Consider the following 14,024-nt stretch of genomic DNA (forward strand, 5'->3'; position numbering starts at 1 on the left):
GTGGGCGGAGGCGTCGGCGCGCTTCAGCGCTCGCCGTAGCGTTCGCCTTCGGGCTGCTCGGCGGCGTAGCCGCGCACCTGGTAGCGCATCGTGCGGCCATTGCCTTCCTGACGATCGAGCATGAAACCCGGCTCCTTCGAAGGCCGGTTGACGATGAAGCTCATCGCGATCGACTCGAAACCGCGCGTCGAGTCGAAGGCCATCAGGCGGATGTAATGGTTGGGGAAGGTCTGGCGGCAGTGGTTGAGTTCCATCAGCACGCCGGCCGCGTCGCGCAGGTCGAACATCGGGTTGCCGTACATCTCCCAGTAGGTGTTGCGCGGGTGCGGGTCGTCGGTGTATTCGACGCTCCACGCATAGCCCTTGCCGAGGCCGTACTCGATCTGCAGCGTGATCTCGGCATCGCTCAGGTCGGGCAGGAAGCTGAACTGGCCCTGCGTCAGGCGGCCGGTGGGGTTGGTCATCATGGTCGATTGCTCCCTGTCAGGCCACGCCCGGCGTGACGGCGTAGTCGCTGGTGTCGGTCGAGGTGTAGTTGAAGCTGATCTCGCCCCAAGTGTCGAGCGCCTGCTTCAGCGGTGAGCAGAACTGCGCGGCCTTGCGCAGGATCTCCGGGCCCTCGTTCTTGATGTCGCGGCCTTCGTTGCGCGCCTTCACCATGCACTCCAGCGCCACGCGGTTGGCCACCGCCCCGGCCTGGATGCCCTGCGGGTGGCCGATCGTGCCGCCGCCGAACTGCAGCACCACGTCGTCCCCGAACAGGTCGATCAGCTGGTGCATCTGGCCGGCGTGGATGCCACCGCTGGCCACCGGCATCACCTTCTTCAGGTCGGCCCAGTCCTGGTCGAAGAACAGGCCGCGCGGCAGGTCCTGCTTGGTGTAGCTGTCGCGGCAGACGTTGTAGTAGCCCTGCACCGTCATCGGGTCGCCCTCGAGCTTGCCCACCGCGGTGCCGGTGTGCATGTGGTCGACGCCGGCCAGCCGCAGCCACTTGGCGATCACGCGGAAGCTCACGCCGTGGTTCTTCTGCCGCGTGTAGGTGCCGTGGCCGGCGCGGTGCATGTGCAGGATCATGTCGTTGCGGCGCGCCCAGTTGGCCATGCTCTGGATCGCCGTCCAGCCGATCACCAGGTCGACCATCACGATCACCGAGCCCAGCTCCTTCGCGAAGTCGGCACGCTCGTACATGTCCTCCATGGTCGCGGCGGTCACGTTCAGGTAGCTGCCCTTGACCTCGCCGGTCGCCGCGCTTGCCTTGTTCACGGCGTCCATCACGTAGAGATAGCGGTCGCGCCAGTGCATGAAGGGCTGCGAGTTGATGTTCTCGTCGTCCTTCATGAAGTCGAGGCCGCCCTTGAGGCCCTCGTAGACCACGCGACCGTAGTTGCGTCCCGACAGGCCGAGCTTGGGCTTGGTGGTGGCGCCCAGCAGCGGGCGGCCGAACTTGTCGAGCCGCTCGCGCTCGACCACCAGCCCGGTCGGCGGGCCCTTGAAGGTCTTCACGTAGGCCACCGGCACGCGGATGTCCTCCAGCCGCGCGGCCTTCAGCGGCTTGAACGAGAACACGTTGCCGATCAGGCTCGCCGTCATGTTGGCGATCGAACCTTCCTCGAACAGGATGATGTCGTAGGCGACCCAGGCGAAGAACTGCCCCGGGATGCCCGGCACCGGCTCGACCTTGTAGGCCTTGGCGCGGTAGCTGTCGCAGGCGGTCAGGCGGTCGGTCCACACCACGGTCCAGGTCGCGGTGCTCGACTCGCCGGCCACGGCCGCAGCAGCCTCGACCGGGTCCACACCCTCCTGCGGCGTGATGCGGAACAGGCAGATCGTGTCGGTGTCCTTGGGCACGTAGTCGGGCATCCAGTAGCCCATCTGCCGGTATTTCAGGACGCCCGCGCTGTAGCGCTGCTTCGCATCGGTGATCACTGCGTCTTCCATCGGCTTGTTCAAGACGGCCTCCTTGCTGGTCCGCTTCGATTGACGCGGCCTGAGGCCCAAGATAAGTTCGTATTGGACTAAGAGGAATTCATATCTTCTTGGCCTCGGGTTCACATTTGTCTTAATGAAGAACGTCACCTTCCGTCAGCTTCGGGTTTTCACTGAGGTGGCTCGGCATCTCAGCTTCGCGAGGGCGGCGGAGGCCCTGCATCTCACGCCACCGGCCGTGACGATGCAGGTCAAGGAACTCGAATCGCAGGTCGGCATGCCGCTGTTCGAGCGCAGCGGCCGGGGCGTGTCGCTCAGCACCGCGGGCGAGTACTACCTGGTCTACGCCAAGCGCCTGCTGGCCACGCTGAAGGATGCCGACGACGCGATGGCGCGCTTCCAGCGGCTGGAAACCGGCCTGCTGACGATCGGCATGGTGAGCACCGCCAAGTACTTCGTGCCGCGGCTGCTGGCGCGCTTTCGCGAGGAGCACCCGGGCATCGACGTGCGCCTGCAGGTCTCGCAGAACCGCGAGCAGCTGCTCGAACTGCTGCATGTCAACGAGTGCGACCTGGCCGTGATGGGCCGGCCGCCGAAGGAACTGGCCACGCGCGCCGAGCCGTTCGCTGCGCACCCGCTGGTGTTCATCGCGCCGCCCGACCATCCGCTGCTGCGCATCGGCCACCCGCCGCTGGAAGCGCTGGCGCCCTACCCCTTCATCGTGCGCGAGCCGGGCTCGGGCACGCGCAATGCGATGGAGTCCTTCTTCCGCGATCAGCGCTTCGAGCCACGCATCAGCATGGAGATGTCGAGCAACGAGACGATCAAGCAGGCGGTGATGGCCGGCATGGGCCTGTCCTTCCTGTCGCTGCACACGGTCGGGCTCGAGCTCCGCTCCGGCCTGCTGCACCTGGTCGACGTCGAGGGGACGCCGGTGATGCGCAGCTGGAACGTGGTGCATCTGCTGTCCAAGCTGCTGTCGCCGTCGGCCGAGGCCTTCCGCTACTTCATCCTCGAGGAGGCCGAAGCCTATCTGGTGGCGCACGACACGCCCTTGCTGTCGGCGGGCACAGATCGATAGTTGCACCGCAAATATGCAAAGGGCCGGCGTGCTGGCACCATGCGCTCCGGCTCAAGAGCCGGGAACAAGGAGACCGACATGAAGAGACTGCTCGCGAGATCGACGCTGGCCGCGGCCGCGCTGGCTGGAAGCCTGGCCGCCGGCGGCGCACTGGCCCAGGAGGCCGCCGCCCTGCAGGTGCGCAGCTGGGCCGCCACCTGCGCCAACTGCCACGGCACCGACGGCCGCTCGTCGTCCACCGACGCCGGGCTCGCCAAGCTGGCCGGGCTCGACAAGGCCTACCTCGTCGAACAGCTCACCGCCTTCCGCGAAGGCAAACGGCCCGCGACGATCATGCACCAGCTCACCAAGGGCTACACCCCGGCGCAGCTCGACGCCATCGCTGGCTACTTCGCCTCACAGAAATAGAAGGGAGACCGCCATGCAAAGACGTGCATTGATCCAGGGTGCCGGCGCGACCGGCCTGCTGGCGCTGCTGGGGGGCTGCGCGACATCGCGCGTGCCGGAATCGGCCAAGGTCGTGGTGGTGGGCGGTGGCTACGGCGGCGCCACCGCGGCCAAGTACGTGCGGCTGCTGTCGGACCACAAGATCGACGTGGTGCTGATCGAGCCGAACGACAGCTTCATCTCCTGCCCGCTGAGCAACCTGGTGCTCGAAGGCGCGCGTGACCTGTCGTCGCTGGCCACGTCGTATGACGGGCTGCGCAAGCAGCACGGCATCACCGTCGTGAAGGACTACGTCTCCGCGGTCGACCCGGCCAAGAAGACCGTGACGCTGGCGCGCGGCGGCAGCATCCGCTACGACAAGCTCGTGCTGTCACCGGGGGTCGAGCTGCAACTCGACACCGTTCCTGGCTTGAGCGAGGCCCACGCCGAGGGTCGCGTGCTGCAGGCCTGGAAGGCCGGGCCCGAGACGGTGGCGCTGCGCAAGCAGCTCGAGGCGCTGCCCGACGGCGGCGTCTACGCGCTGACGGTGCCCGAGGCACCCTATCGCTGCCCGCCCGGGCCCTACGAGCGGGTGGCGCTGGTGGCGTCCTACTTCAAGAAGGCCAAGCCGAAATCCAAGGTCGTGCTGTTCGATGCGAACCCCGACGTGACCTCGAAGGGCGCGCTGTTCAAGAAGGCCTGGAGCGAGCTCTATCCCGGCCTGATCGAATACCGCCCGCAGCACAAGGTGGTCGGCATCGAGGGCAACACGCTGAAGTTCGAGGTGCAGGAGAGCTTCAAGGCCGACGTGCTGAACGTGCTGCCGCAGCAGCGCGCCGGGCAGATCGCCGTGCAGACCGGCCTGGCCAACTCCAACAAGCGCTGGGTCGGCGTCGACTACCTCACCTTCCAGTCGACCGCCGCGAAGGACATCCACGTGATCGGCGACGCGATCCAGCTCGCCACCGGCATGCCCAAGTCCGGCCACATGGCCAACTCGCATGCCAAGGTGGCGGCCGCGGCCATCGTGTCCGAACTCTCCGGCCTGGCGCCGAACCCGAAGCCTCTGCTGACCAACACCTGCTACAGCTTCGTGGCGCCGGAGCTGGTGGTGCACGTCGCCAGCGTGCACGAGTACGTGGAGGCCGAGAAGACCTTCAAGACGGTGGCCGGCTCCGGCGGCCTGTCGGGCGAGCGCAATGCGCTCGAGGCGCAGTACGCGCTCGGCTGGGCCAAGAACATCTGGGCCGACGCGCTCGGCTGACCGGCATCGGCCGGCGCGGCCGTCAGGCGACGGTGACTTCGTCGCTGCGCCTGACGCCGTGGTTGTCGGCCCAGGCCAGCGCGACCTTGTCGCCCGACTTCACGCCGCGCACGCCGAACTGCAGGAAGGGGTTCTTCGACACCGCCGTGCCCCACGCCGCGGTCAGCACCGGCTGGCCGTTGACGCGCGCCACCACCTCCTGGATGTGCCAGGCCGGGATCGTGCGACCGCTGCCGTCCTTGCGCTGGCCGCTCTCCATTTCGTGCTTCATCAGCGAGCGCACGGTCGCAATGGCCCCCGCGGGCTGAACGCGGATCAGCGTCGGCTGCGCAGGCTGTTCCGGCTCCGGCTCGGCCGCCCCGCCGCAGCCGCCGAGGGTGATCTTGACCTCCTTGCTCGCCATCAGCACGCGGCCGTCCTTCATGACCGCGAGCGCGATCACGTTCGAGGTCTCCTGCATCTTCAGGCGGATGGCGATGTTCGGCTCCAGCCGCTCGCCGGGCTCGAACAGAGCCGAGAGCAGCGTTGGATTGCGCTCGACGCCGAGCAGCAGGCGCTGCACGCCCGGCAGGGCGCAGCCCAGCGTCACCGGCACGACCGTGCCGTCCTCGAACAGGTCGGGGGCCTGCAGCAGCACGTCCTTGCTGGCCACCGGCGCCGGCAGGCCGAGCGCCTTCAACAACTGGGGCACGGTCTTCGCGTCGAACGCGGCCCGCGGGAACGACGGCAGATCGGCAGCACGCACCGACGGCACGGCGGCCACCAGGGCAGAGAGGAGGAGCTCGCGGCGACGCAGCATGTTCGGGGATCGGAGTTCGTCGAGGTCGGTCCGACATGCTACGGGACGCAGTACACCGCTGCTGGACTGGGGGCAGTCGCGGGATACTCCCGACCCATGCCGACCCGTCACCCCCACCCGCTGCGCACCGCGCTCCACAACGAAGTCCACGCGCGGCCCTATGAACGGATGCAACCGCCGCTGGCGGTATCGCACCTGGCCTTCGTCTCCAGCCCCGAGGTGCAGGTGGCAGACCGCGCCCATCTCGAGACGCTGCTGCGCGACCTGCACCTGCCGCTGCCGGCGCCCGAGGCCAGCCACCTCAGCATCGACCTGCCCGGCGCGCGGCTGCGCTGGGAGCGCCACACCGAGTTCGTCAGCTACACGATCTGGCGCCCGCTGCGCGCCGACGAGGCGCTCGACGCCGCACCGGCCTATCGATCGCTGCCGGACGGCTGGCTGGCGAGCGTGCCGGGTGAACTGCTGGTCGCCACCAATCTGCTGGTCCTGAATTCCCGCGAGCAGAACCTGCGCGGCCTGGTCGACGCCTGGCTGGATGCCGACTCGCTGGTCGGGGCCGACGTCGCCGATGGCGACCTGCACATCTACAGCGATTTCCGGCTGCACCCCGACGGCTACGGCCGCTGGCTGGTCGGCGTCGGCAACCCGTCGATCACGCCGCGGCGCCTGGGGCGCAACGTGCAGCGCCTGCTCGAGATCGACACCTACCGCATGATGGCGCTGCTCGGCCTGCCGGTCGCGCGCGACACCACGCGCCGCCTCGACGAGCTCGAACGCCAGCTCGCCGGCCTGGCCGACACCAGCGCCGGCAGCGAGACGGCCGACGAAGCGCGGCTGCTGGACTCGCTCACACGGCTGGCGCGCGAGGTCGAATCCACTTATGCGCGGCACCACAGCCGTTTCTCGGCGTCGTCGGCCTACTTCGACCTGGTCGAGCAGCGCATCGACGAGCTGCGCGAGACCCGCCTCGAGGGGCTGCAGACGGTGCGCGAGTTCGTCGACCGCCGCTTGAAGCCCGCAGTCACCACCACCGCCTGGGCCTCGCGGCGCCTGGGCGCGCTGTCGGAGCGCGTCTCGCGCGCCAGCGAACTGCTGCGCACACGGGTCGAGACGCTGCAGCAGGAACACGCCCGCGAACTGCTGTCCACGATGAACGCGCGCCAGCACCTGCAGTTGCGCCTGCAGGCGGCGGTCGAAGGGCTGTCGGTGGCGGCCATCACCTACTACGGCGTCGGGCTGGTCGGCTACCTGGCCAAGGGCGCGCACGCGGTCCACCTGCCGGTGCCGGTGGAACTGGTCATTGCGCTGGCCGTGCCGGTGATCGCACTCACCGCCTGGCTGGGCATGCGCCGGCTGAGGCGGCGCATCGAGGGCTGAGGCTCGCGCCGCACAGGCCGTCGAGCGTCAGTGCTTGCCGGTCGTCCGGTGGATGCGGATCGGCACCGCCGCATCGGCGCGCGCCGGGGCCGCGGGCTTGGCATCGCAGCCATCGCAGCCGCACGCGTTGGGCCCGGCCGCCGCACGACGCAGCACCCCGGCCAGCGGGCCGCCCTGCCCGATCCCCGGCACGCGCAACAGCCACCCGGCCAGCGGACGACGCAAGGCCGCCGGCATCAGCGACCACAGCGCGTAGACCGAACACAGCGCCACCAGCAGGCCGACGACAAGCTGCTGCATCGTTCGTTCGCTCTTCAGGCCGCCAGCGCGAGCGCCACGCGGTAGGTCACGAAGGCCGCCACGTACGCCAGCGCGAACAGGTAGCCGGCCATCAGCACGGGGTAGCGCCAGGAATTGGTCTCGCGCCGCACCACGGCCAGGGTCGACAGGCACTGCGGCGCGAACACGAACCACGCCAGCAGCGCATAGGCCGTCGCCACCGACCACTGGCTGGCGATCACCGGCATCAGCGTGTCGGCCACCGCGTCCTCGCTGCCCGACAGCGCGTAGACCGTGCCCAGCGCGCCGACCACCACCTCGCGCGCGGCGAGGCCCGGCACCAACGCGATCGAGATCTGCCAGTTGAAGCCGATCGGCGCGAACACCTTCTCCAGCGCCTGCCCGAGCCAGCCCGCCGCGCTGTACTGGATCGCCGGCCCGGTGGCGCCGTCGGGCGGCGCCGGGTAGCTCGACAGGAACCACAGCAGCACGGTCAGCGCGAAGATGATGCCGCCGACCCGGCGCACGAAGATGCGCGCCCGCTCCCACAGGCCGTAGCCCAGGTTGCGCAGGCTGGGCAGGCGGTACGGCGGCAGCTCCAGCATCAGCGGCTGGTAGCTGCTCTTCATCCAGAAGCGCTTGAGCAGCCAGGCCACGGCCATCGACGACAGCACCCCCGCGGCGTAGAGCGCGAACAGCGTGAGCCCCTGGCCGTTGAACGGCCCGATGTCACGCGCCGGGATGAAGGCGCCGATCAGCAGCGCGTAGACCGGCAGGCGCGCCGAACACGTCATCAAGGGCGCGACCATGATGGTCGCGAGCCGGTCGCGCCAGTTCGCGATGGTGCGCGTGGCCATGATGCCGGGAATGGCGCACGCGAAGCTCGACAGCAGCGGGATGAAGGCGCGGCCCGACAGTCCCACCTTGCCCATCACCGTGTCCAGCAGGAAGGCGGCGCGCGGCAGGTAGCCCGAATCCTCGAGCAGCAGGATGAAGAAGAACAGGATCAGGATCTGCGGCAGGAACACCAGCACGCCGCCCACGCCGGCGATCACGCCGTCGACCAGCAGGCTGCGCAGCGGCCCCTGGGCCATGCGGGCGGTGGTCTGCTCGGCGAGCCAGGCCATGCCGTCCTTGATGGCATCCATGGGCAGGTTGGCCCACGAGAACACCGCCTGGAAGATCAGGAACAGCAGCGTGGCCAACAGCACCAGGCCCCACACCGGGTGCATCACCACGGCGTCGATGCGGTGGTCGAAGCGCTCGAAATGCAAGGCCCCGGGCGCCGCCACCGCCAGGATGCGGCGCACCTCGCGCTGCAGCTCGGCGGTCCCCGGCGCCGCCGTGGCCACGGTCGGCCGCAGCTCCGCCGGAGATGCGGCCGTGCCGAACTGCAGCGCCTGCCGTTCGATCTCGGCCAGCAGCGCCGCATGCCCGTTGTGCCGCACCGCCACCGTCTCGACCACCGGCAGGCCCAGTTCGGCAGCCAGCCGCACCACGTCGATCTGCAGGCCGCGCGAACGCGCCACGTCGGCCATGTTCAGCGACACGATCATCGGCCGGCCCAGCGCCTTCAGTTCCAGCACCAGCCGCAGGTTCATGCGCAGGTTGGTCGCGTCGACCACGGCGACGATGGCGTCCGGCGCCGACTCGCCGGCGCGCCGGCCGAACACCACGTCGCGCGTCACCTCCTCGTCGGGCGTCAGCGGCGTGAGGCTGTAGGTGCCGGGCAGGTCGAACACCGCCACGCTGCGGCCGTCGGCCAGCGGCACGAGGCCGACCTTGCGTTCGACCGTGACGCCGGCGTAGTTGGCGACCTTCTGGCGCGCCCCGGTCAGCAGGTTGAACAGCGCCGTCTTGCCGCAGTTCGGGTTGCCGACCAGCGCCACCTGCAGCAGCCGGGCCTCGGCCGTCGCCGCCCCGCTCACGACCGCACCTCCCCGATCGGCGTCACCTCGATGCAGGCGGCCTCGGCCAGACGCAGCGCGAACAGCGTGTCGCCGATCTGCACCGCCAGCGGCTCGCGGCCTCCGGGCCCGCGCCGCAACAGCCGCACCGGCTCGCCGGGGAGGAAACCGAGTTCGCCCAGGCGCTGCAGCACGGCCGCGTCGACCGCCGCGCCGGCCAGCCGCAGGGCCGACACCGTGGCGTGCTGGCCGGGTTTCAGGTCATTGAGGATCAGGGAACGCTCCGGTGTCAGGCGACATGCAAATGATAATTGGTCGCATCTTACAAACCGGCCATGCGGGGCTTCGTCGGGCCCGGCACGCGGTCGCCGCACGGATACCGACAATGGACCCATGCTGACCTGGCTCGCCAGTCCCGATGACCCCTTGCCGGACACGCGCCACGCGCTGCCGGCCGGCAGCGAGGCGCCCGGCCTGGTGGCGGCCGGCGAAGACCTGTCGCCGCGGCGGCTGGCCGAGGCCTACGCGCGTGGCATCTTCCCCTGGTACAGCCAAGGCCAGCCGGTGCTGTGGTGGAGCCCCGATCCGCGCATGGTGCTGCCGGTGGCCGAGTTCAAGCTGTCGCACTCGCTGCGCAAGACGTTGCGCCGCTTCATCGCCGCCCCCCAGTGCCAGGTGCGCATCGACCACGACTTCCCCGCCGTGATCCACGCCTGCGCGACGACCCCGCGCGACGGCCAGGACGGCACCTGGATCCAGCCCGAGCTGCAGGCGGCCTACGGCGAGTGGCACCGGCTCGGCGCCGTGCACTCCTTCGAGACCTGGGTCGACGGCCGGCTGGTCGGCGGCCTGTACGGCGTGAACCTGGGGCGCATGTTCTTCGGCGAGTCGATGTTCTCGCACGCCACCGATGCGTCGAAGATCGCGCTGGCCGCGCTGGTGGCGTTCTGCCGCGCGCACGGCATCGCGCTGATCGATTGCCAGCAGCGCACCGCGCACCTCGGCTCGCTGGGCGCACGCGAGATCGATCGCCCCACGTTCGAGGGGCACCTGGCGCGCACGGTCGCTCAGCAGCCGCCGGAAGATTGGACCTATGATGAATCGCACTGGACACAACTCGGGCTCGAGACCGGCCCGGTTCCTGCATCGTCCAGCGTGACCGAGACTTCGCCCCGCCCGGCCGCACCGTGACCCATCCGAAAGAACTTCCGCTCGCGTCGCTGCAGTTCTATGCGACGGCGCCCTACCCCTGCAGCTACCTCGCGGGCCGGTCGGCACGCTCGCAGGTCGCCACGCCCAGCCACCTGATCCACGCCGACACCTACTCGGGCCTGGTGGCCAACGGCTTCCGGCGCAGCGGCATGTTCACCTACCGGCCCTATTGCGACGGTTGCCGCGCCTGCGTGCCCCTGCGCGTGCCGGTGGCCGGCTTCCAGCCCACGCGCAGCCAGCGCCGCGCCTGGAAGGCGCACCAGGGCCTGCAGTCGCGCGTGCTGCGGCTGTGCTTCGTGCCCGAGCACTACCAGCTCTACCTGCGCTACCAGGCCGGGCGCCATGCCGGTGGCGGCATGGACCACGACTCGATCGACCAGTACACCCAGTTCCTGCTGCAGAGCCGCGTCAACTCTCGCCTCGTGGAGTTCCGCGAGCCGGCGCCCGAAGGCCAGCTCGGCGCGCTGAAGATGGTGTCGATCCTCGACATCCTGAACGACGGCCTGAGCGCCGTGTACACCTTCTACGAACCCGAGCCCGACACCAGCTACGGCACCTACAACGTGCTGTGGCAGATCGAGCAGACGCGCCAGCTCAGGCTGCCGCACGTGTACCTGGGCTACTGGATCGGCGAGAGCCCGAAGATGTCCTACAAGGCGCAGTTCAGGCCGAACGAGATGCTGATCGACGGCCAGTGGACCGCCGGTTCCGCCGCCGCGCCGACCACCCCCCGCTGACACGTCGCGCGCGCCGCGCTAGGGGTGGTGCCGCACCGCACCGCGGCCCACACTGCCCGCCGCGTGCCGAACCGGCACGACGGAGGGGACCATGAAGAACCTGTTGATGCGCGGCAGCCAGGGCGCCGACGTCGCGCGGCTGCGCGCCGAACTGGCCCGGCAACTCGGCGGCGACGCGGCCGACTTTCCCGGCCTCGCCAAGGGCGACGTGCTCGATGCCGCCTGCGAGGCCGCGATCCGCCGCTGGCAATCCGGCGTGGGCCTGATCGCCGATGGCGTGATCGGCCCGCTGTGCCAGAGCCTGCTGGGTTTGCGGGCGACGCCGGCGCTGCAGGTGGCGGCAAGTTTCGAGTCCGTGCGCCTGCTGTTCCCGGCCACCAAGCCGGCCAACGTGGCGCGCTACCTGCCCTATGTGGTGGCCGCGCTCGACGCGACCGGGCTGCGCGACCGGCCCATGGTCTGCGCCGCACTCGGCACCATCCGTGCCGAGAGCGAGGGCTTCGTGCCGATCGCCGAGCTGCCGTCGCGCTTCAACACGCCGCCGGGCGGCACGCCCTTCGCGGCCTACGAAACCGGCACCCGCATCGGCAAGATGCTGGGCAACACGGGGGCCGGCGACGGCGCGCTCTTCAAGGGCCGCGGCTTCGTGCAGCTCACCGGGCGCGCCAACTACACGGCCTACGGCAAGCTGCTGGGCATGGACCTCGCGGCCCAGCCCGACCTGGCCAACGCGCCCGAGGTCGCAGCGCTGCTGCTGGCCGCCTTTCTGGCGCACCAGGCCAAGGCCATGCGCCCCGCGCTGGCCCGCGACGACCTCGCCGCCGCGCGCCGGCTCGTCAATGGCGGCAGCCACGGGCTCGACCGCTTCAGCTCGGTGTTCGAGCTGGCGCAGACCGCGCTGCCCGAGCACGTGGCAAGGGCCGCTGCCCGGGCCCAGCCCCCCAAGAGCAAGAAGGCCGCGCCGATGGCCGCCGGGGCCGCGCCCGCCCCCGCGGGCCGCCGCCGCTCGCTGACCGTGCGCAAGGACCCGACCGACCTGCGCGACCGCCCCTACGTGCCGCCGCCGGTGAGCCTGCTCGAGGAGTTTCCGCCCGCAGCCGACATCAAGCGCTACCTGCCGCGCTACAGCCAGGCCGGGCTCATTCTCGACCAGGGCCAGCAGGGTGCCTGCACCGGCTTCGGCCTGGCCTGCGTGGTGAACTACCTGCGCTGGCGCAAGGCCGGCATCCCGCCCAAGCTGGAGAGCGTGAGCGCCGCGATGTTCTACAACTTCGCGCGCCGCTACGACGAATACGCCGGCGAAGACTACGACGGCTCCAGCTGCCGCGGCGCGCTGAAGGGCTGGTTCAACCACGGCGTGTGCCTCGAGGACGACTGGGACTCCGAGCAGGACGGCGCGAAGCCGCGCTACGGCTATGCGCAGCGCGCGGCGCAGACGACGCTGGGCGTCTACCTGCGCATCGACCTGGGCTCCATCACCGACCTGCAGGCCGCTATTCAGGAGGTGGGCGCGGTCTACGTCTCGGCCTTCACGCACGGCGGCTGGGACGACGTGCCGAGCCGGCGCAAGCCGCCCGAGGACCACGCCGCCCTGCCGCTCATTCCCTGGGACGGCCGGCCCTCCAAGCGCGACGGCCATGCCTTCGCGCTGGTGGGCTTCAACAGCCGCGGCTTCATCGTGCAGAACTCCTGGGGCGCCGAGTTCGGGCTCGGCGGCTTTGCGATGCTGAGCTACGGCGACTGGCTCGCGAACGCGATGGACGCGTGGGCCGTGGCCATCGGCGTGCCGGGCGTGGTGGTGGGCCGCGTGGGCAGTGCCATAGGCGGCACCGCCTCGCTCGCCGGCGGCGGCGCCGACACCCGCAACTGGTGGAGCGAGGACCAGGCCTACCGACACAGCGTGGTGTTCGGCAACGACGGCCGCATCGGCCGCTACCTGACCGAGGACGAGCCCAACCGCAGCCTGCTGCACCAGGTGGCCGGCCTGCCCGACCAGTGGTTCCGCACCCAGGCCCAGGGCAGCAAGAAGAAGCGGCTCGTGATCTATGCGCACGGCGGCCTCAACAGCGAGGCCGACGCCATCAAGCGCGCGCGGGCGCTGGGCCGCTACCTGATCGGCAACGACTGCTACCCGCTGTTCCTGGTGTGGAAGACCGGCATGCTGGAGTCGATAGGCAACATCGTCTCCGACGCCTTCCGCAAGCAGCCCACGCTGGCCGGCGCCGGCCTCGGCGAGATGATCTCTGAGCGCACCGACCTGCTGATCGAGAAGACCATCGGCCGCCCGCTGGCGCGCCCGATCTGGAGCGAGATGAAGGAGAACGCCGAGCTGACCTTCGGCTCGGGCCGCGGCGGCGACCTGCTGATCACCGCCCTGCAGAAGCTCGCCGACACCTGGGGCCCGGACCTGGAACTGCACTTCATGGGCCACTCGGCCGGCTCCATCATCCTGGGCCACCTGCTGACCGCGATGGCGGCGCGCCGGCTCGCGAACAGCGTAGCCTCCATCCACCTCTACGCGCCGGCCTGCACGGTGCAGTTCGCCAACCGCCACTACACGCCGCACGTGGAGCTGATGAAGCGGCTGTACCTGCACGTGCTGTCCGACGACGTGGAGCGCGACGACAACGTGGGGGCGATCTACCGCAAGTCTCTGCTGTACTTCGTGTCCAACGCGCTCGAGGTCGACCTGCGCACGCCCATTCTGGGCCTGAGTCACGTGTTCGACGCGAGCTACGCCGGCTGGGACGGCACCTCCAGCGTGGGCGAGACGCTGAAGAACTGGCGCGACGCCGCGGCCGACGCCGGCCTGAAGGAACCCGAGCGCCTGACGCTCGTGAAGGACGACAAGATCCTCACCGCGAAGCCCGACACGCGCATCCGAGCGGGCCACGGCAGCTTCGACAACGACATCACGGTGATCGGCACGACCATCGAGCGCATCCTCGGCGGGCCGCTGCTGCTGCCGGTGGAGGACTTGCGGGGGTTCTAGGTCTGAAGGGGCTGGACGGGGGTT

General features: G+C 69.9%; 13 protein-coding genes and 1 pseudogene. 7 read left to right on the forward strand and 7 right to left on the reverse strand.

What is annotated here, in order from left to right; translation table 11 throughout:
* Window positions 1–23 precede the first annotated feature (23 nt).
* Together ASC67_RS13490 and ASC67_RS13495 are read right to left on the reverse strand one after the other, a co-directional pair.
* A complete protein-coding gene (locus ASC67_RS13490; protein WP_056321600.1) occupies window positions 24–467 on the reverse strand; it encodes a ribulose bisphosphate carboxylase small subunit in 444 nt (147 codons plus the stop codon).
* 16 nt (window positions 468–483) lie between these two features.
* Entirely contained in the window at window positions 484–1,938 is a 1,455-nt protein-coding gene (locus ASC67_RS13495; RefSeq protein ID WP_056322181.1) for a form I ribulose bisphosphate carboxylase large subunit, read from the reverse strand.
* Window positions 1,939–2,062: 124 nt separating this feature from the next.
* Between ASC67_RS13495 and ASC67_RS13500 the strand changes: the two genes are divergently transcribed.
* From ASC67_RS13500 to ASC67_RS13510, 3 genes are all read left to right on the forward strand, one after another.
* A complete protein-coding gene (locus tag ASC67_RS13500) occupies window positions 2,063–3,007 on the forward strand; it encodes a LysR family transcriptional regulator (protein ID WP_056321604.1) in 945 nt (314 codons plus the stop codon).
* Between the two features lie 78 nt (window positions 3,008–3,085).
* On the forward strand, window positions 3,086–3,415 hold the full coding sequence (locus ASC67_RS13505) for a c-type cytochrome (RefSeq protein ID WP_056321607.1): 330 nt from the start codon (window positions 3,086–3,088) through the stop codon (window positions 3,413–3,415).
* Window positions 3,416–3,428: 13 nt separating this feature from the next.
* Complete coding sequence (locus ASC67_RS13510) at window positions 3,429–4,697, forward strand: FAD/NAD(P)-binding oxidoreductase (RefSeq protein WP_056321610.1); 1,269 nt, start codon at window positions 3,429–3,431, stop codon at window positions 4,695–4,697.
* Between the two features lie 22 nt (window positions 4,698–4,719).
* Here the strand turns inward: ASC67_RS13510 and soxZ are convergent, their stop codons facing one another.
* Window positions 4,720–5,016, reverse strand: coding sequence for a thiosulfate oxidation carrier complex protein SoxZ (gene soxZ / locus ASC67_RS21055; protein WP_255353684.1), 297 nt, complete (start codon window positions 5,014–5,016; stop codon window positions 4,720–4,722).
* A gap of 57 nt (window positions 5,017–5,073) precedes the next feature.
* Window positions 5,074–5,496: pseudogene (locus tag ASC67_RS13520) on the reverse strand (thiosulfate oxidation carrier protein SoxY); the annotation flags it as partial.
* Between the two features lie 96 nt (window positions 5,497–5,592).
* On the opposite strand from ASC67_RS13520, the gene ASC67_RS13525 reads away from it, so the two are divergent.
* The gene (locus ASC67_RS13525; RefSeq protein WP_056321613.1) at window positions 5,593–6,873 is read left to right on the forward strand and encodes a DUF3422 family protein; all 1,281 of its coding nucleotides are present in this window, start codon (window positions 5,593–5,595) and stop codon (window positions 6,871–6,873) included.
* A gap of 27 nt (window positions 6,874–6,900) precedes the next feature.
* Here ASC67_RS13525 and ASC67_RS13530 read toward each other — a convergent pair whose 3' ends face one another.
* The 3 genes from ASC67_RS13530 to ASC67_RS21130 are packed head-to-tail and all read right to left on the reverse strand — an operon-like array spanning window position 6,901 to window position 9,454.
* Window positions 6,901–7,173 carry a hypothetical protein gene (locus ASC67_RS13530; protein WP_056321617.1) on the reverse strand — a complete coding sequence of 91 codons (273 nt, stop codon included), beginning with the start codon at window positions 7,171–7,173 and terminating at the stop codon, window positions 6,901–6,903.
* 14 nt (window positions 7,174–7,187) lie between these two features.
* Window positions 7,188–9,080: a ferrous iron transport protein B gene (gene feoB / locus ASC67_RS13535; RefSeq protein WP_082536017.1), complete on the reverse strand. Its 1,893-nt coding sequence runs from the start codon at window positions 9,078–9,080 to the stop codon at window positions 7,188–7,190.
* Window positions 9,077–9,454, reverse strand: coding sequence for a FeoA family protein (locus ASC67_RS21130; protein WP_255353682.1), 378 nt, complete (start codon window positions 9,452–9,454; stop codon window positions 9,077–9,079). Before ASC67_RS21130 ends, feoB begins: the two co-directional genes overlap by 4 nt.
* On the opposite strand from ASC67_RS21130, the gene aat reads away from it, so the two are divergent.
* The 3 genes from aat to ASC67_RS13555 all read left to right on the forward strand — a co-directional run bounded on the left by aat (window position 9,453) and on the right by ASC67_RS13555 (window position 14,000).
* Window positions 9,453–10,250, forward strand: coding sequence for a leucyl/phenylalanyl-tRNA--protein transferase (gene aat / locus ASC67_RS13545; protein ID WP_056321630.1), 798 nt, complete (start codon window positions 9,453–9,455; stop codon window positions 10,248–10,250). The two genes, ASC67_RS21130 and aat, sit on opposite strands and share 2 nt — an antisense overlap.
* Window positions 10,247–11,008 (forward strand): arginyltransferase, encoded by a 762-nt coding sequence (locus tag ASC67_RS13550; RefSeq protein ID WP_056321634.1) that lies wholly within the window; start codon window positions 10,247–10,249, stop codon window positions 11,006–11,008. The genes aat and ASC67_RS13550 overlap by 4 nt, the downstream gene beginning before the upstream one ends.
* Window positions 11,009–11,099: 91 nt before the next feature.
* Complete coding sequence (locus tag ASC67_RS13555; RefSeq protein ID WP_056321639.1) at window positions 11,100–14,000, forward strand: hypothetical protein; 2,901 nt, start codon at window positions 11,100–11,102, stop codon at window positions 13,998–14,000.
* Window positions 14,001–14,024 lie beyond the last annotated feature (24 nt).

Source organism: Methylibium sp. Root1272, from assembly GCF_001425905.1.
Classification (GTDB): Bacteria; Pseudomonadota; Gammaproteobacteria; order Burkholderiales; family Burkholderiaceae_C; genus Methylibium.

What these genes read in the sequence shown, in the direction of transcription:
- ASC67_RS13490 (WP_056321600.1), bottom strand. Translation starts at nt 467, where the DNA reads ATGATGACCAACCCCACCGGCCGCCTGACGCAGGGCCAGTTCAGCTTC.
- ASC67_RS13495 (WP_056322181.1), bottom strand. Translation starts at nt 1,938, where the DNA reads ATGGAAGACGCAGTGATCACCGATGCGAAGCAGCGCTACAGCGCGGGC.
- ASC67_RS13500 (WP_056321604.1), top strand. Translation starts at nt 2,063, where the DNA reads ATGAAGAACGTCACCTTCCGTCAGCTTCGGGTTTTCACTGAGGTGGCT.
- ASC67_RS13505 (WP_056321607.1), top strand. Translation starts at nt 3,086, where the DNA reads ATGAAGAGACTGCTCGCGAGATCGACGCTGGCCGCGGCCGCGCTGGCT.
- ASC67_RS13510 (WP_056321610.1), top strand. Translation starts at nt 3,429, where the DNA reads ATGCAAAGACGTGCATTGATCCAGGGTGCCGGCGCGACCGGCCTGCTG.
- ASC67_RS13525 (WP_056321613.1), top strand. Translation starts at nt 5,593, where the DNA reads ATGCCGACCCGTCACCCCCACCCGCTGCGCACCGCGCTCCACAACGAA.
- ASC67_RS13530 (WP_056321617.1), bottom strand. Translation starts at nt 7,173, where the DNA reads ATGCAGCAGCTTGTCGTCGGCCTGCTGGTGGCGCTGTGTTCGGTCTAC.
- aat (WP_056321630.1), top strand. Translation starts at nt 9,453, where the DNA reads ATGCTGACCTGGCTCGCCAGTCCCGATGACCCCTTGCCGGACACGCGC.
- ASC67_RS21130 (WP_255353682.1), bottom strand. Translation starts at nt 9,454, where the DNA reads ATGGGTCCATTGTCGGTATCCGTGCGGCGACCGCGTGCCGGGCCCGAC.
- ASC67_RS13555 (WP_056321639.1), top strand. Translation starts at nt 11,100, where the DNA reads ATGAAGAACCTGTTGATGCGCGGCAGCCAGGGCGCCGACGTCGCGCGG.